This is a genomic window from Burkholderia sp. Bp9143 (assembly GCF_003853645.1).
Classification (GTDB): Bacteria; Pseudomonadota; Gammaproteobacteria; order Burkholderiales; family Burkholderiaceae; genus Burkholderia.
Genome location: NZ_QTPO01000016.1, coordinates 1 through 21426, shown reverse-complemented (window position 1 = coordinate 21426; position 21426 = coordinate 1). Strand labels below are relative to the sequence as shown.

General features: G+C 66.5%; 14 protein-coding genes. 10 read left to right on the top strand and 4 right to left on the bottom strand.

The features are described 5' to 3' along the window. Window positions 1-71 precede the first annotated feature (71 nt). From DIE23_RS14260 to DIE23_RS14235, 7 genes are all read left to right on the top strand, one after another. Window positions 72-1349 carry an FAD-binding oxidoreductase gene (locus DIE23_RS14260; RefSeq protein ID WP_124612706.1) on the top strand — a complete coding sequence of 426 codons (1278 nt, stop codon included), beginning with the start codon at window positions 72-74 and terminating at the stop codon, window positions 1347-1349. Between the two features lie 26 nt (window positions 1350-1375). Next, entirely contained in the window at window positions 1376-1519 is a 144-nt protein-coding gene (locus DIE23_RS39530; protein ID WP_185646450.1) for a hypothetical protein, read from the top strand. Window positions 1520-1530: 11 nt separating this feature from the next. Then, window positions 1531-1986, top strand: a complete 456-nt coding sequence (locus DIE23_RS14255) for a helix-turn-helix domain-containing protein (protein ID WP_260436063.1) — start codon at window positions 1531-1533, stop codon at window positions 1984-1986. Between the two features lie 90 nt (window positions 1987-2076). Continuing rightward, window positions 2077-2811, top strand: coding sequence for a cupin domain-containing protein (locus DIE23_RS14250; RefSeq protein ID WP_124612705.1), 735 nt, complete (start codon window positions 2077-2079; stop codon window positions 2809-2811). A 2-nt stretch (window positions 2812-2813) separates the two neighbouring features. Continuing rightward, window positions 2814-4139 carry an FAD-binding oxidoreductase gene (locus DIE23_RS14245; protein ID WP_124612704.1) on the top strand — a complete coding sequence of 442 codons (1326 nt, stop codon included), beginning with the start codon at window positions 2814-2816 and terminating at the stop codon, window positions 4137-4139. 175 nt (window positions 4140-4314) lie between these two features. Then, window positions 4315-5784, top strand: a complete 1470-nt coding sequence (locus DIE23_RS14240; RefSeq protein ID WP_124612703.1) for an aldehyde dehydrogenase family protein — start codon at window positions 4315-4317, stop codon at window positions 5782-5784. Window positions 5785-5853: 69 nt separating this feature from the next. After that, the gene (locus DIE23_RS14235) at window positions 5854-7041 is read left to right on the top strand and encodes a M20 aminoacylase family protein (RefSeq protein WP_124612816.1); all 1188 of its coding nucleotides are present in this window, start codon (window positions 5854-5856) and stop codon (window positions 7039-7041) included. Window positions 7042-7062: 21 nt separating this feature from the next. On the opposite strand, the gene DIE23_RS14230 is transcribed toward DIE23_RS14235, so the two are convergent. Further along, window positions 7063-9282, bottom strand: coding sequence for a LamG-like jellyroll fold domain-containing protein (locus tag DIE23_RS14230; RefSeq protein ID WP_124612702.1), 2220 nt, complete (start codon window positions 9280-9282; stop codon window positions 7063-7065). Between the two features lie 549 nt (window positions 9283-9831). Between DIE23_RS14230 and DIE23_RS14225 the strand changes: the two genes are divergently transcribed. Then, window positions 9832-12027 (top strand): TonB-dependent siderophore receptor, encoded by a 2196-nt coding sequence (locus tag DIE23_RS14225; protein WP_124612701.1) that lies wholly within the window; start codon window positions 9832-9834, stop codon window positions 12025-12027. Between the two features lie 24 nt (window positions 12028-12051). Here DIE23_RS14225 and DIE23_RS14220 read toward each other — a convergent pair whose 3' ends face one another. Continuing rightward, the gene (locus DIE23_RS14220; protein ID WP_124612700.1) at window positions 12052-12867 is read right to left on the bottom strand and encodes a response regulator; all 816 of its coding nucleotides are present in this window, start codon (window positions 12865-12867) and stop codon (window positions 12052-12054) included. Between DIE23_RS14220 and DIE23_RS39525 the strand changes: the two genes are divergently transcribed. Both DIE23_RS39525 and DIE23_RS14215 read left to right on the top strand, forming a co-directional pair. Then, entirely contained in the window at window positions 12839-13060 is a 222-nt protein-coding gene (locus tag DIE23_RS39525; protein ID WP_185646452.1) for a hypothetical protein, read from the top strand. The genes DIE23_RS14220 and DIE23_RS39525 overlap by 29 nt on opposite strands. Window positions 13061-13834: 774 nt before the next feature. Then, window positions 13835-16567: a YadA-like family protein gene (locus DIE23_RS14215; protein ID WP_124612699.1), complete on the top strand. Its 2733-nt coding sequence runs from the start codon at window positions 13835-13837 to the stop codon at window positions 16565-16567. Window positions 16568-16685: 118 nt separating this feature from the next. On the opposite strand, the gene DIE23_RS14210 is transcribed toward DIE23_RS14215, so the two are convergent. Both DIE23_RS14210 and DIE23_RS14205 read right to left on the bottom strand, forming a co-directional pair. Further along, the gene (locus DIE23_RS14210; protein WP_124612698.1) at window positions 16686-18059 is read right to left on the bottom strand and encodes a TolC family outer membrane protein; all 1374 of its coding nucleotides are present in this window, start codon (window positions 18057-18059) and stop codon (window positions 16686-16688) included. A 7-nt stretch (window positions 18060-18066) separates the two neighbouring features. Further along, window positions 18067-21426: Ig-like domain-containing protein (locus DIE23_RS14205; protein WP_260436062.1), on the bottom strand; the 3360-nt coding region annotated here is incomplete at its 5' end.

Here is a 21426-nt window from a genome sequence, read left to right as displayed (position 1 = left end):
TTGACGATGATTAAATAGTTCTCAACGGGCGATTGCCGATCGCTGTCGCCGGAATGCTCGACAAGGATCCGATGAAATTCGAATCGTACTGGCTGGATACCCGCCCCGCGTTTCGTGCCGGCTGCGAAGGGCCCGTCGAAGGGCGCGCCGACGTGGCCGTGATCGGCGGCGGCTTCACCGGCCTGTCGGCGGCGCTTGCGCTCGCACAGCGCGGCGTATCGGTGGTCGTGCTGGAAGCCGCGCAGATCGCGGGCGAAGCGTCCGGCCGCAACGGCGGCCAGTGCAATACCGGTGTCGCGCAGGACTACGCGTCGCTTGCCGCGCGGATCGGCGCCGAACCCGCCAGGCAGTTCTATCGCGCCTACGAAAGCGCGGTGAAGAGCGTCGAGGCGATCGTCGCCGAACATGCGATCGACTGCGATTTTCGGCGTGCGGGCAAGCTGAAGCTTGCCGCGAAGCCCCAGCATTTCGCGGGGCTCGCCAAGACGTTCGACGCGTTGCGGCACGACGTCGATCCGGACATCGAACTGATCGAGCCGTCGCGGATCCGCGATGAAATCGGCTCCGACGGCTTCCACGGCGGGCTGTTGCAGCGCAATGGCGCGCAGATGCACATGGGCAAGTTCGGCGTCGGTCTCGCGCAGGCAGCCGTGCGTGCCGGTGCGCGCATCTACGAGCAGGCGGCCGTCACGCGGCTCGAGCGGATCGAGGGCGAGCGCCACGTGATCACCAGCACGCGCGGCACGCTCGTCGCCGATCGCGTGCTGGTCGCGACCGGCGCGTCGCAGCATGGCCCGTTCGCGTGGTTCCGGCGGCGCATCGCGCCGGTCGGCAGCTTCATCGTCGTCACCGAGCCGCTGCCCGACGCGCAGCTGAACCGGCTGTTCCCGCATCGCCGCGCGTACGTGACGTCGCGCCAGATCGGCAACTACTTCCGCGTGACGCCCGACAACCGGCTGCTGTTCGGCGGCCGCGCGCGCTTCGCGATGTCGAGCCCGCGCTCCGACGCGAAAAGCGGCGAGATCCTGCGCGCCGGCATGGCCGGCTATTTCCCGGAACTGGCCAACGTGCGGCTCGATTACTGCTGGGGCGGGCTGGTCGACATCACCGCCGACCGGCTCCCGCGCGCGGGCCAGCACGACGGGCTCTATTACTCGATGGGCTACAGCGGCCACGGCGTGCAGATGTCCGTGCACATGGGCCGCGTGATGGCCGACGTGCTGTACGGCGCGGCCGCGTCGAATCCGTGGCGCGAGCTCGACTGGCCGGCGATGCCCGGCCATTTCGGGCACGCGTGGTTCCTGCCGTTCGTCGGCGCGTATTACCGGATGCAGGATTTCCTGCACTGAAGCGACTGCCCCCGGGAGGATTGGAGATGACCGCACGATTCGTTTGCCCGCTTGTTCTCGGCGAAGGCTGCCGTGACGGGAGCGGCGGCGACACGATGGCCGAGCCGCTCGGGCCGTGCTCGATCGCGCACTTCGCCGCGCAACGCTTGGCCGTGAAGGCGGCTGCATGAGGACGGCGAGCATGGTCACCCTGTGCCACGATCCGGACGAAGGCGCGACGCCTCGCGCATCGCATGTTCCGCGGTCCGTATCGCCGGCGATCGGCGACGTGCTGCGCACCATCGATGCGTCGTTCGCGCAGCCGCTGAACCTCGACACGCTCGCGGCGGTGGCCGGATTGAGCGTGTCGCGTTTCACCGCACGCTTTCGCGGCGAAGTCGGGTTGTCGCCGCACCGCTATCTGTGCCTCGTGCGTGTGCGGCGTGCGCAGGACTTGCTGCGCGCCGGCCAGGCGCCGTCGGTCGTCGCGACCGAGGTCGGCTTCTTCGATCAGAGCCACCTGTGCCGGCATTTTCGGCGGGTGCTCGGGATCACGCCGCGCGATTGCGTGGTCGCGCGGCCGGGTGGCGCGCCGGCGCGAACGTCGTCGATGCGCACGCGCGCCGAATGCCGCGAAGCGTCGTGTCACGCTGCGTAGGCGCAGCGCGGACGGCGTCCGCGAACCACGATTTCCGATACCGCGCGACGGGTTCCCGACAACTTCGTCGTGCACTGCGCAGGAGCAGAAATGACCGCAGCTTTCGTGTTGCATCGTGCCGACGGCACGGTGAATACAACCGCCTTCCGCAAGCAGGCGTTCGGCGAGCACGATCCCTTCGCCCGACATCGCGAGATCGCGTGGGAAGGCCCCGACTCGATGGCCGCCGGGCGTATCCGTTTCGTTGGCGAGCTCGACGTCACGCGTTATCCGCACATTGAAACCATCGTCGTCGTCGAAGGAGAGCTGACGCTCGAGGCGGCCGGCGCCGCCCCGTTGGTGCTGGGCGCGGGGGAGGGAGCAGTCATCGGCGGCGGCACGGCGCTTCGCGTCGCCGCGCAATCGCACGTGCTCGTCATGTTCTGCGCCGCCGCATGCACGACACCGACGAAGCGCGGCCTGTTCCCGCTGCGCGCCGACGCCGACTTCAAGCCGTCCGCATCGCTGCCGGCCGAGGTGCTGCTCGGCCCCGCACCGCAATGCCGCAGCGACAACGTCTTTCTCGACGACGGCGCCGAGTACTGCGCGGGCACGTGGGATTCGACGCCTTATCACCGGATCGTTCGCCCGCATCGCGTGAACGAGTTCATGCTCCTGCTGGCCGGCGGCGTACGGTTCGCCGCGCCCGACGGCAGCGTGCTGTCGCTCGGCGCCGGCGATGCGCTCTTCGTGCCGCGCGGCGCATCGATCGGGTGGGAAAGCAGCGAACGCGTGGCGAAATTCTACGTCGTGCAAAACGTCCACGTATCAACCGAACGAGATTGAACATGTCCCCTCCGCTGCGCCATATAGAAACCTCGCCCACGCTGCCGGCTTCGGCCGACGTCGTCGTGATCGGCGGCGGAATCATCGGCGTCTTTACCGCGTACTACCTGGCCCGGCGCGGGGTGTCGGTCGCGCTCGTCGAGAAGGGGCGAATCGGGGCCGAGCAGTCGAGCCGCAACTGGGGCTGGTGCCGGCAGCAGAACCGCGACGAGCGCGAATTGCCGATGGCAAGCAAGAGCATCGATCTGTGGGAACGATTCGCCGCCGAATCCGGCGAAGACACGGGCTTTCATCGCTGCGGGTTGCTGTATCTGAGCAATGACGAGGCCGAGCTGTCCCGCTGGGCCAGCTGGGGCGACTTCGCGAAGACCGCGGGCGTGACGACGTACATGCTCGACAGCAAGCAGGCCGGCGAGCGCGGACACGCAACCGGGCGGCCGTGGAAGGGCGGCGTGTTCTCGCCGACCGACGGCACGGCCGACCCGGGGAAGGCCGCGCCGGCCGTGGCGGCCGCGCTGATGAAGCTGGGCGGCAGCGTCCACCAGCACTGCGCGGCGCGCGGGATCGAGCTGGAGGCTGGCCGCGTCAGCGGTGTCGTCACCGAAGCCGGCGTGATCAAGACCAGGACGGTCGTGCTCGCCGGTGGCGCGTGGGCGTCGTCGTTCTGCCGCCAGCTCGGCATCCGTTTTCCGCAAGCGTCGATCCGTCAGTCGATCCTGAGCGTGTCGCCCGTCGAACAGCGCTTGCCGGATGCGCTGTACACCTCCGGCGTGTCCGTTACGCGCCGCGGCGACGGACGCTACGCCCTGGCCATCAGCGGCCGCGCGCGCGTGGACGTGACGCCGCAGTTCCTGCGCTTTGCCCCGCAGTTCGTGCCGATGTTCGCGAAGCGCTGGCGCAATCTTCTGCCGGGCGGCCTCGAAGGCATGCGCGGCGGCCACGAAACGCTGAAGCGGTGGCGGCTCGATGCGCCGACCCCGATGGAGGCGGTGCGCATCCTGGATCCGAAGCCCGACATGCCGACGGTCAACGAAACGTACCGCCGTGCGGTCGAGCTGCTGCCCGAACTGCGCGAAGCATCGATCACCCACGCATGGGCCGGGTTCGTCGACAGCACGCCGGACGGCGTCCCGGGTATCGGCGAAGTGCCGGGCATGCCGGGGTTGATCCTGGCGGCAGGCTTCTCCGGACACGGTTTCGGCATCGGCCCCGGCGCCGGTCACTTGATCGCGGATCTCGCCACCGGTGCGCCACCGATCGTGGACCCGATACCGTATCGGCCGAGCCGGTTCGCCGATTCAGCCTGGGGCAAGGTTGCCGATTTCTAGTTCGAGGCCGTCTTGCGGACGACGGCGGCCTCCGGACGATGGGCGTCGGTCCGGACCGTCGGACGACGAAGCGGGCTGATCCCGAGACGGCAGATGGCCGCCATGTTTCCCTGCCGCTTCGGCACTCCGTGGTTTCTGCCGTTCGTCGGCGCATGGTATTCAAGGACACTCTGAAATGCATTCACCCATCGATTCACCGGTTCGTCACCTGATGGAAGCCGGCAGGCTCGATCGTTTCTTCATCGACGGCGATTGGGTTTTGCCTGACGGCGGCGACCGGTTCGCGGTCGTGAGCCCGTCCACCGAAGACACGCTGTGCGACATCCCGCTCGGCAACGCGCGCGACGCCGACCGCGCGGTGCAGGCCGCGCGCCGCGCGTTCGAGCGCTGGTCCGCGACTTCGCCGCATGAACGTGCCGCACTGCTCGATCGCATTCACGCGTTGATACTGGAGCGCGCCGAACGGTTCGCCATCGCGCTCGCGATGGAAATGGGCGCGCCGATCAGTTACGCACGCGGCGCCCATGTGCCGCTTGCGGCCGAACATATCCGGGTCGCACGCGACAATCTGGCCAGTTATCCGTTCCGGACGCGGCGCGGGACGACCGCGATCGTGCGTGAGCCGATCGGCGTCTGCGCGCTGATCACGCCGTGGAACTGGCCGATCTATCAAATCACGGCGAAGGTCGGCCCGGCGCTCGCGGCGGGCTGCACGGTGGTGCTGAAACCCAGCGAGCTGTCGCCGCTCAGCGCATTGCTGTTTGCGGAAGTGATCGCCGATGCGGGCGTGCCCGCGGGTGTGTTCAACCTGGTGAGCGGCAGTGGAGAGGAAGTGGGCGCGTCGCTCGCATCGCACCCGGAGGTCGACATGGTGTCGATCACCGGGTCGACGCGTGCCGGCGTGCTGGTCGCGCAAGCGGCGGCGCCGACCGTCAAGCGCGTCGCGCAGGAGCTGGGAGGCAAGTCGCCGAACATCGTATTGCCCGATGCGGACCTGTCGCGTGCGATCGCGCCGGGCGTGGCCGCCGCGTTCCGGAACATGGGCCAGTCGTGCAGCGCACCGACCCGCATGATCGTGCCGCGCAACCTGCTCGGCGCGGTCGAGGAACTGGCCGTCGCGGCGACGCAGCAGCTGGTCGTCGGCGATCCGTTCGCCGACGCGACGACGCATGGCCCGCTGGCCAATCGCGCGCAGTTCGGCCGGGTCGCGCAGATGATCGACACGGGCATCGACGAACGGGCGAAGCTGATCGCCGGCGGCCCCGGGCGGCCGGCGGGATTCGACCGGGGCTTCTATGCGCGGCCGACCGTCTTTTCCGACGTCCGCACCGACATGGCGATCGCGCAGCAGGAGATCTTCGGTCCGGTCCTTGCGATCCTGCCGTACGACACGGTCGACGAGGCCGTTGCCATCGCGAACGACACGGTTTACGGGCTCGGCGCACATGTGCAGGGCGCCGACAAGGAACGTGCGCGCGCGGTGGCGGCGCGCATCCGGTCGGGGCAGGTGCATCTGAACTACCCCGCATGGGACCCGCAGGCGCCGTTCGGCGGGTACAAGCAGTCGGGCAACGGCCGCGAGTACGGGATCGAAGGGATGGAGGAATATATGGAGGTCAAGTCGATCGTGGGCTTCCACGACTGAAGCAGTCGCCGCGCGCGAACGCGGCGGTTGTACGGAATGGAAGCCGTCTATTTCCCGAAGGTGCCCGAATTGGAAAACCCCGTCATCCCCGAAGCATCGCTGAACGCGCATCGCGCGCACTGGGCGACATTGCGGCGCGACCTGCATGCGCATCCTGAATTGCGGTTCGAGGAACACAGGACCGCCGACGTCGTCGCCCGCGAGCTCGAAGATCTCGGCTATGCGGTGTCGCGCGGGCTGGGCGGCACGGGCGTCGTCGCGAGCCTGCCCGGTGCGGATCCGGGCCGTGGAATCGTGCTCCGTGCGGATCTGGACGCGTTGCCGATCCGCGAAGCGAATGACTTCGCGCACGCATCGTGCGCGCACGGCATCATGCATGCGTGCGGACACGACGGCCATACCGTCATGTTGCTCGGGGCCGCGCGCATCCTGAAGGAATTGCCGCAGTTGCCGGGCACCGTGCATTTCGTGTTTCAGCCTGGCGAAGAGGGCGGCGCGGGTGCGCGCAAGATGATCGACGACGGGTTGTTCGAGCAATTTCCGACGGAAGCGGTGTTCGGCATGCACAACTGGCCCGGGTTGCCGGCCGGGCATTTCGGGTTGCGCACCGGGCCGATCATGGCCGCGGGCTCCCGGTTCAGGATCACGGTGACCGGCAAGGGCGCGCATGCGGCGCAGCCGCACCTGGGCATCGATCCCGTCCCGCTCGCCTGTTCGATGGTGCTGCAGTGCCAGACCATCGCCGCGCGACACAAGGATCCCGTCGATCCCGCCGTCATTTCCGTCTGCATGTTCCATGCGGGAACGACGGACAACGTCATTCCGGACAGCGCCGAGCTGCGCGGGACGATCCGCACGCTGTCGTCCGCCTTGCAGCAGAAGCTGCAGCACGACGTCCGGCTCACGTGCGAGGGGCTGGCGCACGCCTATGGCGCGCAGGTCGACGTCGAGTTCTTTCAGTACTACCCCGCGACGGTCAACACGCCGGCCGAGACGGCACTGTGCGAAGCGGTGATGCGCGAGACGTTCGGCGACGCACGCGTTGAATGCGACGTGCCGCCGAACATGACGTCCGAGGACTTCGGCTTCATGCTGGAGGAGCGCCCCGGCGCTTACGTGCTGATCGGCAATACGCCGGCCGGCGCGGCCGCGCCGGCGCTGCATCACCCGAAATACGATTTCAACGACGACATCATTCCGGCCGGGGTCCGGTATTGGGTCGCGCTGGCGCAGCGTTACTTCCGTACCAGCCGCTGAGCACATGCACCCCGGCACGCATCACGCGCCCTGCGCGAGCGCCTTCACCTGTTCGGCCGACATCGCGCCGCGATGGATGCGGAAGTCGTCGATCGCGCCGTTGAAGAACGGGTCGCCCGGATACTGCGAACGTCCGATCCAGTTCTGTGCGGTTTTCCCGATCCGCCAGGGCGCGAAGATGACGTCGCTTGCCGAGCCGATCGCGTCGCCGTTCAGATAAAGCGTCGCGGTCGCGGCCGACAGCGTGACCGCGACGTGCGCCCATTGTCCGGCCGGTAGGGCGGCGTTGCCGTCGACTGCGCGCTCGCCATGTCCGCCGTTGGTCGTGATCGCGAAGCGCATCGTCCCGCGTGGGCCCTTCGGCGTGACGAACAGATAGCGTCCGGTGCCCGAGCCGAAATCGAAGATGCGTGCCCACGTTTGCCCGCCGCGCCAGTTGACCCACGCGGCGATCGTGAAATCCGATACGTCGGCGACGATGTCGTTCGGCAGCGCGACGTAGCCGCTGGCGCCGTCGAGCGAGACAGCGTTGCCAAGCTTGCCCGTTACGCGCGATGCGCCGCCGACGAGCGTGCCCGCGTGACCGTTGCCGCTCGCGTCCGCGGCGCTCGTGCCGCTCGTCTCGTCGAACGACAGCCGCGTATGCAGCTGCAGTGCCGTCGATGCGACGACTTCCGCCGAATGCTCGGATTCGCCCGATGCGCCCTGCGCACTGATCACGTAGTGCCAGACGCCTGCCGCGGGATTGTCCGTGTACGTCAGCGGATCGACGATGCCGGTCGCGACGGTCGTGTACGGCCCGCCGGCGCTGGCGGCACGCTTCACGTTGTAGCTCGCCGTGTTCGCGACGCCCCACCACGACAGCACGACCTGTCCGGCAGCCGGCCACGCGGTCAGCCCGCTCGGTGCGGTTGCAGGCGCAACGGGATCGCGCGTGCAGGTCAGCGTGCCGTAGCCGAGCTGATCGTAGCCGCCGCTCGTTTCGCCGTAGTTGCCGCCGCCGCCTTCGGGCTGAATCGCGCGGGCGAACTTCGCGGACCACGGTGCGGCCAGCCCCTTGCGGTTCACGTAGTGGTTGTAGACGAGCGCCCAGCACGGACGGATCGTCCCCTGGCTGGCGGTCGAGAACTGCGCCTGCGTGACGTCGACGTTCGCGTACGGCGCATACGGCACCGTCAGGAACGTGCCGTCCGGCTGCACGAGGTTCGACTTCGCGACGTATTCGGCGCCCGCGAGGAAGCGGTTGTTGTCGTGCCCGTACAGGTCGATGCCTTGGTTCCACGCCATTTCGCAGATCGCGCCGCCGAGCGCGATGCCGAGCGTGTTGTGCCCCTGGTCGCGGCCCGACTCCTGCCATTGGCCGAGATGGCCGGGATGCAGGTAGTAGACGGCCTGCGCGATCGCGCCGTTGCCCGGCCCGTCGATGAAGTAGTTGACGGCTGCGTCGAACTTCGTGTGGTCGTCGCACAGCACGCCGATCGCCATCATCGATGCGATGTTGCACAGATCCCAATTGGCCCAGTAGTGCGTGATGTCCGTGCCGTTGTGCTGACTCAGGAAGGCTGCGTTGATCGGGTAGAACTTGTCGGCCATCATCGCCTGGAACGCGGCGAAGTCGGCCGCGGCCCAGCCGGGATAGGTGCGCATGATTTCGCCCGCGTTCGCGAACTCGTAGCCATAGATGCCGGCCGCGAGATCGACGTTCGTGTCGCCGGCGAGGTTCTGCAGCGTCGACGACCACGCGTTCATGATCTGCACGGCCTTGTTCGCGTACGCAACCGCGGTATTGCCCGAGATCTTCCAGCGCAGCGCGCATGCATAGGCGGCCGCGATGTCCTTGTACAGCACCGGATAGTTTTGCGCGCCGGTGCCGCCGCGCGTGACGACGGCCTGCGGGCGCGGCGACCACGACAACTGCGCATGACTGTTCGCGATCAGCGTGTTCCAGCCGTCCAGCCAGGGCGACGCGGCTGCCGCGACCTTCTGCGCGATCCGCTCGAAATCCGCTTGGGTATGCAGCAGGCCCGGATGCGCGAACGCGTCGTTCGTGGCAATGGCCGGGGTGCCTGTCGCCACGCGCGCGAGCGCTCGGTTGCCGGCCGCGGCGACCGCGGTGCCGGTGCTGCGTTCGCTTGCGTCCGTGCCGCCGCATGCCGAAAGCGCGAGCGCGCCGATGCTGTAAAGGAACGTGCGCCGGGAAATGCGCGCGCCGGATTCAAGCCGAAGCCGCGAGTCGTTCATATTGCGTTCGTTCCTTCCGTGACGGGACCCAGCTGAGAAGAAGCAGTGCACACGCGAAATCAGTCATCGCATGACGACGCGGATTGTACCGGAAGGATCGGTGTTTCTCGATGACATGTTCGTATCGGCGCGACATATTTGGGGGATACGGATTGTAATGATTTTGTTTATTAACATGCTAAGAATGAGGAAAAAATGGCGATTGATACGTTTGCGAGATATGATCGTCGCCCGTGGGCGGGTTGGAGGTTCTTCTGGCGTACGAAGCGATTGATTCACACTATTTAATCGTGTTGTCATACGACAGATGACATGAAAAGGGTTTCACATCGCGTTGCACGGTTCGCGGTGAACCGTTTTGCGCCAGCGATGCCCGGACCGCACCCGTGCGCATTTTTCTAAAGAACGCCGAGCCTTCGACCGATATCATTCACGCGCCCGAAAACGACGCAATCGATCGACGCGCACCGACCCGTGCGCGACAGGCCCGGCGATGACGCATGTCCTGGCTGGCAGGGCCGCGACAGCACGACGGAGAGTATCGAAACGATGGGAACGGAGACAGGCACGGTGCGACACGCAATCGCGTTCGCGGCCGGGGGCGCGTTATGCATGGCGGCCGCGGGGGGCGTGCATGCACAGGCGTCGAACGACGCGGCGTCGCCGTCGCCGCCCGCCGACGCGGCAACCATGCTGCCGACGATCGACGTGCAGGCGCAGGCAGGCCGCGCGTCGCTCGGGCTGGTCGGATTGCGCACCACCACCGGCACGAAGACCGACACGCCGGTCGCCGGGATCCCGCAGACGACCAACCTCGTGACCGCGCAGCAGGTCGAGATGACCGGCGCGACCGACCTGAACCAGGCACTGCGCTACGTGCCGGGTTTCGCGACGTTCGGCGCCGATACGCGGACCGACTGGTATGCGGCGCTGCGCGGCTTCACGCCGACGCTGTATGTCGACGGCGTGCCGGCGCCGAACACGGCGGTCATCGCGAACTGGCGCGTCGATCCTTACACGATCGACTCGATCGCCGTGCTGCGCGGGCCGACGTCGGTGCTGTACGGCGCGGGCGAGCCCGGCGCGATCGTCGATGCGCGCACGAAGCTCGCCGACGGCGAGCGCATCCGCGAAGCCGGCGTGCAGATCGGCAACGATGCACGCAAGCAGACCATGCTCGATATCGGCGACACGCTCGATCCGGACGGCAAGGTTGCGTACCGCTTCGTCGGCGTCGCGCGCGACGGCAACGCGGTGACCGGGCCGAACGCCGATCGGCGCGTCGCGGTGGCGCCGTCGTTCCGCTGGCGGCCGACGGCCGACACGTCGCTGACCGTGTCCGCGTCGTTCCTGCAGGATCATGGCGACATTTCGTCGAACTTCCTGCCGGCGTCGGGCACGGTGCTGCCGAACCCGAACGGGCGCCTGTCGCAGGACATCTACATGGGCGACCCGTCGTTCAACGACTATCGGAAGAAACAATGGTCGCTCGGCTACGCGCTCGAGCACCGCGTGAATGCGATGTGGACGCTGCAACAGGACGTGCGCTGGTCGCGCCTGTCGCTCGACGACGCGACGGTGTTCGGCAATGGCTTCATGCCCGGCAGCACGACGAACATGATGCGTTTCGCCGGACTGTTCCAGTTGAACTACAGCCGGCTCGACATCGACAACCGCGCTCAGGCGCGCTTCGCAACCGGCCCGCTCGAGCACACGCTGCTGCTCGGCCTGCAGTTCGACCGGCAGACGACGACCAACAGCGTGTGGCTCGCACTCGCGCCGCCGCTCAACCTGTACCACCCGGTCTATCGCCCCGTGACGGCCGCGATCTTTTCCGGCCGCACGTCGCTCGGGCATGTCGATCAGTACACGGCGATGAATGCGCTCGGCGCATACGCACAGGATCAGATCCGCTGGAACCGCTGGACGCTGACGCTCGGTGGTCGCGAGGATCGCGTGAACGCGCGCTTCGACGACCGGGCGGCCGGCATCGGCACGCAGCAGGACGTCAGTGCGTTTTCCGGGCGCGTCGGGCTCACGTATCAGGGCGATGCGGGACTGTCGCCGTACGTGAGCTATTCGACGTCGTTCGACCCGGTGATCGGCGTGCGGATGTTCGGCGGTGGCCTGCCGAAACCGACGCGCGGCAAGCAGACCGAAGCCGGGCTGCGCTGGCAGCCGCCCGGCCGGAACCTGATGCTCACCGCGGCCGTCTACCAGATCGACCAGACCAACGTCGTGACGCCGACGCCGCCGACGCTCGACCCCACCGGCACGTCGTCGATGCAGACCGGCAAGGTGCGTTCGCGCGGTATCGAACTGAGCGCGGTCGGGAAGGTGACGCGCGAGCTGTCGATCGTCGCGTCGTATGTCTATCAGGACGTCAAGAACGTGCAGGCGAACGATGCATCGCTGAACCACTGGCCGGTGTCGGTACCGCTGCCGCGGCAGATGGCGTCGCTGTGGACGGACTGGACCTGGCACACCGGCGCGCTGTCGGGCCTCGGGATCGGTGCCGGCGTGCGCTACCAGAGCGCGTTGGCCGGTGCGCCGGACAACTCACTGACGGTGCCGAGCACCACGCTGGTCGACCTCGCGATGCACTACGACCTGCGTCACTGGCGATTCGCGCTGAATGTCGCGAACCTGTTCGACCGGCGCTACGTCAGCGGCTGCCAGTCGTACACCGTGTGCGTGTTCGGCAACGAGCGGACCGTGCTGGCGAGCGCGAAATACAGCTGGTAGCCGCGGCCGCCATGCGCGGCGCGGCTACGCGTCGCGCTGCGGTCCCCGGGCGGCCTCACGCGCGGCTGCATGGCGCTGTCGCCGCCATTCGGTCGGCGTGATGCCGAACCGTTCGCGAAACGCGGTGGCGAAATTCGCCGCCGTGGAAAAGCCGATCTCCTTCGCGATGCTCGCCATGCTGAGCGACGTCGAATCCAGCAGATCCTGTGCGATCCGCAGGCGCTCGTGCCGCAGATACTCGAATACCGTTTGCCCGAGGTTGTCGCGAAACGCGCGCGACAGCCGCTTCTCATGCGTGCCGACCGCGCGCGCCAGTTGCTCGACCGTCGGCGGATTGTTCAGCGAACGCGACAGATGGCGAATCGCCGCGCGCACGATGATGTCGTCGTCCTTGCCGGCTGCGAACGGGGCGGGCGCGTCCAGCGCATCCACTGGTGCCGGACGGTTCGTCCGCATCAGCTGCACGCGAATCCGTGCGATGACTTCCGCCGGCTCGAACGGTTTCACCACATAGTCGACGCCGCCTATTTCCAGCCCCTCGATCCGCTCGTGCAACTCGCCGGCCACGGTCAGGAAGATGACCGGGATCGCGCTCGTCAGTGGATCGGCGGCAAGCCGTCGGCACGCGGTGAACCCGTCCATGCGTGGCATACGCACGTCCATCAGAATCAGGTCGGGCGCGAGCGCCTGTGCGCGCTGGCAGGCCTGCACGCCGTCGAACGCGACGCTGATCCGGCATCCGGTGCCGCGCAGGATATCGATCAGCAAACGGAGCTGCTCGGGCTGATCGTCGACGATCAGGATATGGGCATTGTTCAATGCGGCGATCGATGGCGACATCGTGTACCTGTTCAGGAAGGGCTGCGGGCAGCGTTCCTGCGCGCGATCGATTCCGGTTCAGGACAATCGTCGGAAGCCGCGACATGACTTCGCGAAAACGCATGGCACGCTCGCATCGACAAGCGGACTCGCCGGGCTGCACGGCAGGCAGTATGACGGCGCATTACTCGGCGTTGTTTCTTTTGATCACTGAGCCGATAAAGGGGCGGATGATTGCCGCTGCCGGAATCGATGCGAGCGGAATTGTAGGGGGATATTTTGATTCTCGCTAGCGTGGTGGCTTGTATTAATCCGACGCGGATCGGTGACGCCATTGAATTGGCTTTTTCTTTTTTACGATTTTTTCTTTGATTGATTTTAATCCTGGTGCGCTCCGGCAAAGTATTCGTCCGTTCGGGAAAACATTTTTATTAAGTGCGGCAATAAGAAATCGTTTGCGCGACGGGTGTTTTTAATGCAACTCATTGAAAATATTGGATTTTGCAATCTATAAAGAATGCCGCCTTCTCTAATGCCGAGGCGTGTCCCATAATTCGTCCGAACTTTGGATGACGGATGGATTCGACAGGTGGGACATCCGGCATGCCGTGGTGCAAGCAATTCGTTTGCGTGCGGCAGATGAAATAAAAGAGACGGGGTTGGTCGCGGCTCTCGCGACATCCAATTCGGAATGTCGATGACGGCAGGTTGACTCGCGAGAATCAGCCGGGGCGAACTCGTCCATGAAGGTCATTTTGCATTCCTGAGGTTTGTATCGAATGAACGGAACGCACCGTCGACGGAGCGGTGCGCCCGCGCGTGCGCACGCCTTATCGATACGAAGGGTCGACCCGCCTGGCGGCTGATGCGGGCGAGGTCAGCCAGGAACGGGCAGCGCATCGCGCACTGAATTTGAAGTTGAAGTCGAAGTTGTGAATAAACGTAAGTAGTCCGTATTCAAACCAAAAGTCACAAAACGGAGCAAAAAATGCAGAGGAACCAGATTTCGGCGCTCGTCGCCGCCATGTTCGCAAGCGCAGGCGTGCTGGTCGCGGGGGCCGCACACGCGGACAACTTCGTCGATCGCGGCAACCCGGACAACGCGCTGAACGGGCAATGCATCGACGGCACGAACCCGCTGTGTGTCGCGACGAAGAGCGGCGCGTTCGTCGCGACGAGCAGCACGAACTTCACGTCCGGAGCGAATGCGAAGGCCGGCTCCAGCGGCATCGCGATCGGCGACCAGTCGAATGCGGGCAGCCAGGGCGGCTCCGGCAGCGGCGGCGGCATTGCGATCGGCGTCGGCGCGCAGGCACTGGCAAACTCGGCCACGGCGATCGGCACGGTGGCCGTCGCGCAAGGCAATACGGCGCTCGCGATGGGCCGCCAGTCCGCCGCGATCGGCGATTACTCGATGGCGTTCGGCAATGTCGCGGATGCGCACGGCACGAGTTCGATCGCGCTCGGCCACTCGGCGCTGGCCAGCGGCGATCGCTCGATCGCGATCGGCGGCGCGAATCCGACCACGAGCGACGGCGTGTCGAACGGCGCATCCTACGATGCCGCGACCCAGACCCGTGCGGGCGGCACGCAGTCTGTCGCGATCGGTGCCGGCGCGCAGACGAACGACAACAACCAGATCGCGATCGGCTCGGGCAGCGTCGGCGCGAACAACGGCGGCACGCCCGTGTTCGGCGGCACGGCGGCACCGGTCGGCGGAGCGGTCTCGTTCGGTTCGCTCGGCCACGAGCGCCAGATCAGGAACGTCGCGGCCGGCGCGGCCGATACGGACGCCGTCAACGTCCAGCAACTGAAGAACGTCAACAGCACGCTCAGCACCGGCATCGCCAACGTCGACGCACGCGTGACCTCGGTCGGCAATACGCTGTCGACGTCGATCGCGAACGTCGACCAGCGCGTGACCAGTGTCGGCAACAGCCTCAGCACGAGCATCGTGGCGGCGACGCAGAACGTCGTCAAATACACCGACGATACGCATGCCGCGATCGCGCTCGACGGCAGCAATGGCACGACGATCAGCGGTGTCGCGGCCGGTGTCGCCGATACGGATGCGGTGAACGTCGGCCAGCTCGGCAAGGCGACCGATACGCTCAACCAGTCGATTACCAACGTCGGCAACAGCGTGACGAAGCTCGGCGACCAGGTGACGACGAACACCGGCAACATCGCGGCGCTGCGGCAGGATGCGCTGCAATGGAATGCGAGCCTCGGCACCTACGACGCCAGCCACGGCGGCAACGCGCCGCAGCGTATCGGCAACCTCGCGGCCGGCCAGAACGGCACCGATGCGGTCAACGTCGACCAGCTGAACGCGGCGATCCACGACGGCACGAGCCAGCTCGACGCGCTCGCCGTGAAGTACGACGATGCAAGCAAGCGGCAGGTGTCGCTCGGCGCGGGCAACGGCGGCGTGCCGGTGCGCGTGACCAACGTCGCGGAAGGCGGCGTGTCGGCCGGCAGCACGGACGCGGTGAACGGCGGCCAGTTGTACGGCGTGAAGTCCGATCTCGAGCAGCAGATCACGCAGGTGTCGAACCAGGCTGGCGAGGCCGTGAAGAACGTCGTCAAGTACGACGTCGACGGCAACGGCAACCGGCTGAACTCGGTGTCGCTGGTCGGCGGCAACCCGAACGCGGCGGTCGTGCTGAAGAACGTCGCGGCCGGCACCGACGATACGGACGCGGTGAACGTGAAGCAGCTGAAGTCGGTGCAGTCGAACCTCGATCAGCTCGGCGCGCTCGCGGTTCAGTACGACGACGCGTCGAAAAGGTCGATCACGCTCGGCGGTGCGGGCGGCACGCGCATCACCAACGTGAAGGCCGGCACGCTCGGCGCGACCAGCACGGACGCGGTGAACGGCTCACAGCTCTACGCGACGAACCAGCAGGTGTCGAAGAACACGACCGATATCGCGAACCTGCAGAGCAACGTGACCAACATCGCGAACGGCAAGGCCGGCCTCGTGCAGCAACAGGACCCGAACGGCGCGATCACGGTCGGCAAGGACTCGGGCGGCACCAGCGTGAATTTCTCCGGCACGGCGGGCGACCGCGTGCTGACGGGTGTCGCGGCCGGCGTGAACGCCAACGACGCGGTCAACATGGCCCAGTTCAACGACGCGCTGAAGACGGCGGCGGCGAACGACCAGGTCCGCGCGGCGGCAACCGATGCGAACGCGACGTGGATCGCGCGTGCCGATGCGGGCTCGATCGGCTCGACGGCGACGGCAACCGGCAAGAATGCGGTGGCGGTCGGCCAGGGTTCGGTTGCGGATCGCGACAACTCGTTCTCGGTCGGCGCGAAGGGCAGCGAGCGTCAGGTCACGAACGTGGCGGCCGGCACGGCGCCGACCGACGCGGTGAACGTGCAGCAGCTGAACGACAACCTCAATACCGCGTCGACGCAGGCGAAGGGCTATACCGACCAGCGGATCGGGCAGGTGTACAACGCGTTCAGCGACCTGAAGAAGGACATATACGGCGGCGTGGCGTCGGCGATGGCGGTGGCCGGGTTGCCGCAGCCGACGGGGGCCGGGCGCTCGATGGTGTCGGCGGCGACCTCGAACTATCACGGGCAGCAAGGGTTCGCGGCCGGATATTCGTACGTGACGGAGAGCAATCGCTGGGTCGTCAAGGCGTCGGTGACGGGGAATGCGCGGTCGGACTTCGGTGCGGTGGTCGGTGCGGGGTATCAGTTCTGATGCGACGCGACGTGCGTTGACCGTCGGGGGCGTCGGGCATGCGGATGATGCCCGACGCCTCAGGCAACTTCGGCGACGACAGGGCCCCGGGGGCGGAATGCCGAATCCCGGGGTCCTGTCATTTGCCGGGATCGGATGCGCGCCGGTCGAAGGCCATTGCCGGCTGCACGGCGCCGGCGCCCCATGCCTGCGCCGGCCGCGCGACGTGAAGCGTGTCGAGCAGTTGCCCCATCCCGGCGAACACGCGGTACGCGCTCGCCACTTCCGCATATTGACCGCTGATGTAATCGATGCGGGCACTGTAATACTCGTTCTCGGCGTTGAGCAGGTCGAGCAGCGAACGTTGACCGATGCCGAACTGCAACTGATAGGCCTCACGCGTCGACGCGCTTGAATCCATGTATTGCTTGAGCACGACCAACCGGTCGCGGGCGGTGACGTACGCGTTGTAGGCGTGCGACTCGCTTTCCGCGATCTCGAGGCGCGTGCGGTTGCGGTCTTCCTCGGCTTCCCGGATCTGCGCATGCGCCTCGCCGATTCGAGCCTTGTCGGCGCCGCCCTGGAACAGGTTGTAGCGCAGCCGCAGCATCACGCGGCGGTCGTTCGTCGGGCCGAGCACGCCGTCGCGGTCGTGGCTCGCGCTGAGCTCCAGGTCGAGGCGCGGCCATAGTGCGGCCTTCGCCGCGTCATATTGCGCATTGGCCTGGGCGACGTCCGCATCGGCGCCCGCGAGGGACGGGTGGTTTGCCAGCGCCGTATCCAGTGCGAGTCGTTCTGTCGGCGGAAGCGCGGCCTCCGGCGCGACCGGCTTGACGAGCACATCAGGCGGCACGCCCACCAGCCGCGCGTAGGCCACTTCGGCGTCTTTCAGGTTGCTTTGCTCGGACCGCAAGTTGTCCTGGGCGAGCGCCAGCCGGCTTTCCGCTTGGTACAGGTCGGCGCGCCGGCCGACGCCGCGGTCGCTGCGCAGCTTGATCTGATCGTGGATCCGGCGATGGGATTCCAGATTGTCGGTGGCGGCGGCGACCGTTTCCTGGCGCCGCAGGACTTCCAGGTACGCGCCCACCACGCGTAGCGCCACATCCTCCGACGTGGACGCGACGCGATTCGCGGATGAGTCGATGCGTGCCCGTTGCCGCGCCACTTCGCTCCTGACCGCGAAACCGTCGAACAGCATTTGCGACAACGTCACGTTGGCCGTCCGGTGCGTGAACGTCGTCCGGTTCAGCCCGAGCAGACGCGTTTCGACATCGTCGCGCTGCTCCTTGCCGATCGATGCGTCGACGTCCACGCGGGGCAGGTAGCCGGCCCGCGCCTGCTTCAGTCCCTGATCCGCCGCTTCGCGGTTGTATGTCGTGGCAAGGACCTCGGGGTTGGTCCGGATCGCCTTCTCGACCGCTTCCTGCAGACTTTGCGCGGTGGCGGGCGCGGCGGTGCCCGCGAGCGCCGACGCGAATGCGAGCAGTGCAAGCAGAGGACGCTTCTTGTTCATGATCGGCTCAAACATCCTGTACGTGCGGCAGCGGCGGCGGGACGTAAGTGACCACGGTGCCGCTGCCCTGATCGTGCGCGAGCTGGAAGCTGCCGCCCGACAGATTGCCCTGAAGCGCGACCTGGGCGGTGTGGACGCCGTCGCTGACCGTCAGCGTGCCGCCCGTTCCCGCGTCGTTGGCCGTGAAGCTCAGCGTCGTGTGATCGCCGAACAGAACGTCGGTCAGGTCGAGCGAGTCGCCGGCGCCGAAGCCGCTAACCGTACCGGTGAAGCCGGCGGACTGATCCAGCTTGAGTGTCCCCGCGGCACCATCGGCGAACGTCGTGTTTTCCGCGGACGCACCGCCGAACTCCAGCGTTGCGGCGCCGCTGATCGTCGCGCTTCCGGCGCCCGTCACGTCGCCGTGGATCGTCAGGTTGCCGTTGTTGGCCCACAGGTTGCCCGTATTGGTCACCGCGCTTTCGATCACGAGGCCGCCGCCGCCCGTCGCCTCGAGCGTGCCGGCGTTGGCGACGGCGTGCGCGCCCGTGTCGATGACGAGCGCGTTGGCGCCGTCGGCGACGATCGTTCCTTCGTTGACGAGCGTCAGTTGGCCGGCGCCGAGCTGTCCGGAACCCGAGATCGTGTTGTCGACGTTCACGAGCGTTGCATCCGGCGTGCTGCCGAACACGACGTTGTGGCTGTCGTCGGACAGTGTCACGTGCCCGCCGCCTTCCAGGGTCGCGCTTTTCGCGAGGATTTCGAACCGGGTGATGTCGCCGGTCGAGCCGAGTGCGATCGTTCCCGTGTTCTCCACGGTTCCGCCGATCGGCAGCATCGCGCCGTCGTTCACTGTCATGATGCCGGCGTTCTGCACGACCGGTTCCTGGTCGAACACGAAGTTGTCGCTGGTGAGGTCGGCCGAATGAACGCCCGTCACCGTGATGGTGGCGCCGTCGCCCAGCGTGAGCACCGCATTGCCGTTGGCGTCGTCTGCCAGGTGCGTCTGGACGTCGCTGAAGCTCGCGATGCCCGTGAAGCCCACGAGATCGATCTTGTCGGCGGCGAGGTCGAACGTGTGCAGCGTGTCGTTGCCGATCGGCTGCGAGAAGACGAACAGGTCGTGGCCGGCGGATCCCGTCAGCTGGTCGTCGCCCGACCACGCGAAGATCGGTGCGTTGGCCGCGTATGCTTCGACGTTGTCCGTGATCGTGGCGGCTGCGTGACTGCCGTCCGCGGCGGTCCACGTTTCGGTCACCGTGAGCACGGTGGCGCCGGTGAAGGAGGTGGGCGGCGTGACGGTGAGCGCGCCGAGGTCATTCGTCGGCACGAGCCATGCGCCGTTGCCGAGGTCGGTGCCGGCATTCAGCGTCCAGCCGGACGGGATGCCGGCGATCGTCACCGCGAGATCGGACGCGTGGCCGGACGGATCGGCGAGCGCCAGGTTGATCTCGGATCCGGCGACCCCGGCGGGCGCCACATGTGTGGACGAGCGCGAGTTGCCCGCGGTGTCCCACTCGGTCACGGTGACGGAGTCCTTGTTGAGATTGAGGCTCTGTTGCGAGACGGTCCAGGTTCCGGCGGTTTGTTGCGTTGCGGTGTAATCGGCGTTGGTCGTGTTGTCGTGGACCAGGACTTTCCATACATTCGACGTGTCGGTGGTGGCGGTCAGTGTGTGGCCGGTGAACTGCCATGACAGCGTCGACGGCGCGGTTGTGTCGAGCGCGAAACTCAAGCTCGTGGCGTTCGAGATATTGCCCGCGATGTCGATCTGACGGACTTGCACGTTGTTCACGCCTTCGACGGCGCTGAATGTGGTGTTCCAGTGTGCGCCGTTGTCGATGCTGTATTGCACGGTGGCGCCGGTTTCGATGCCTGAGACGTTGAGTGTGCCGACGTTGGTGATGTGGTCGGTTGCGCTGCTGCCGGAGTCGGTCGTCAGCGCGACGCTGGGCGCGGCGGCCGAGGTGTCGAGCGTGAAACTGAACGACGTGGCCGACGAGGTGTTGCCCGCGACGTCGATCTGGCGAACTTGCACGTTGTTCAGCCCTTCGACGGCACTGAAGCTTGTGCTCCAGTGTGAACCGTTGTCGATGCTGTACTGCACGGTGGCGCCGGTTTCGATGCCGGTGAGGTTCAAGGTGCCGACGTTGGTGATGTGGTCGGTGGCGCTGCTGCCGGAGTCGGTCGTCAGCGCAACGCTGGGTGCAGCGGCCGACGTATCGAGCGTGAAGCTGAACGACGAGGCCGACGAGGTGTTGCCCGCGACGTCGATCTGCCGGACCTGCACGTTGTTCAACCCTTCGACCGCACTGAAGCTCGTGTTCCAGTGTGAATCGTTGTCGATGCTGTATTGCACGGTGGCGCCGGTTTCGACACCGGTGAGGTTCAAGGTGCCGACGTTGGTGATGTGGTCGGTGGCGCTGCTGCCGGAGTCGGTCGTCAACGCGACGCTGGGTGCAGCGGCCGACGTATCGAGCGTGAAGCTGAACGACGTGGCCGACGAGGTGTTGCCCGCGACGTCGATCTGACGGACTTGCACGTTGTTCAACCCTTCGACGGCGCTGAAGCTCGTGTTCCAATGCGATCCGCCATCGATGCTGTACTGCACGGTGGCGCCGGTTTCGACACTGGTCACATTGAGCGTGCCGACGTTGGTGACGTGGTCGGTGGCGCTGCTGCCGGAGTCGGTCGTCAACGCAACGCTGGGCGCGGCGGCCGAGGTGTCGAGCGTGAAGCTGAACGACGTGGCCGACGAGGTGTTGCCCGCGACGTCGATCTGCCGGACTTGCACGTTGTTCAACCCATCGACGGCGCTGAAGTTCGTGTTCCAATGCGAGCCGCCATCGACGCTGTACTGCACGGTGGCGCCGGTTTCGATGCCGGTGACGTTGAGCGTGCCAACATTGGTGACGTGGTCGGTGGCGCTGCTGCCGGAGTCGGTCGTCAACGCGACGCTGGGTGCAGCGGCCGACGTATCGAGCGTGAAGCTGAACGACGTGGCCGACGAGGTGTTACCCGCGACGTCGATCTGGCGAACCTGCACGTTGTTCAGCCCTTCGACGGCGCTGAAGCTTGTACTCCAATGCGAGCCGCCATCGACGCTGTACTGCACGCTGGCACCGGTTTCGACACCGGTCAAATTGAGCGTGCCGACGTTGGTGATGTGGTCGGTGGCGCTGCTGCCGGAGTCGGTGGTGAGCGCGACACTGGGCGCAGCGGCCGCCGTATCGAGCGTGAAGCTGAACGAAGTCGGATCTGAGATGTTGCCTGCGATGTCGGTTTGCCGGACCTGGACGTCGTTCATCCCTTCGACGGCGTTGAAACTGGTGTTCCAGGTATGACCGCCATCGATCGAGTATTCGACGGTGGCGCCGGTTTCGACACC

Excerpts from the sequence above, each read along its gene's own strand:
- DIE23_RS14260 (WP_124612706.1), top strand. The coding sequence starts at position 72 with ATGAAATTCGAATCGTACTGGCTGGATACCCGCCCCGCGTTTCGTGCC.
- DIE23_RS39530 (WP_185646450.1), top strand. The coding sequence starts at position 1,376 with ATGACCGCACGATTCGTTTGCCCGCTTGTTCTCGGCGAAGGCTGCCGT.
- DIE23_RS14255 (WP_260436063.1), top strand. The coding sequence starts at position 1,531 with ATGGTCACCCTGTGCCACGATCCGGACGAAGGCGCGACGCCTCGCGCA.
- DIE23_RS14250 (WP_124612705.1), top strand. The coding sequence starts at position 2,077 with ATGACCGCAGCTTTCGTGTTGCATCGTGCCGACGGCACGGTGAATACA.
- DIE23_RS14245 (WP_124612704.1), top strand. The coding sequence starts at position 2,814 with ATGTCCCCTCCGCTGCGCCATATAGAAACCTCGCCCACGCTGCCGGCT.
- DIE23_RS14240 (WP_124612703.1), top strand. The coding sequence starts at position 4,315 with ATGCATTCACCCATCGATTCACCGGTTCGTCACCTGATGGAAGCCGGC.
- DIE23_RS14230 (WP_124612702.1), bottom strand. The coding sequence starts at position 9,282 with ATGAACGACTCGCGGCTTCGGCTTGAATCCGGCGCGCGCATTTCCCGG.
- DIE23_RS14225 (WP_124612701.1), top strand. The coding sequence starts at position 9,832 with ATGGGAACGGAGACAGGCACGGTGCGACACGCAATCGCGTTCGCGGCC.
- DIE23_RS14220 (WP_124612700.1), bottom strand. The coding sequence starts at position 12,867 with ATGTCGCCATCGATCGCCGCATTGAACAATGCCCATATCCTGATCGTC.
- DIE23_RS14215 (WP_124612699.1), top strand. The coding sequence starts at position 13,835 with ATGCAGAGGAACCAGATTTCGGCGCTCGTCGCCGCCATGTTCGCAAGC.
- DIE23_RS14210 (WP_124612698.1), bottom strand. The coding sequence starts at position 18,059 with ATGAACAAGAAGCGTCCTCTGCTTGCACTGCTCGCATTCGCGTCGGCG.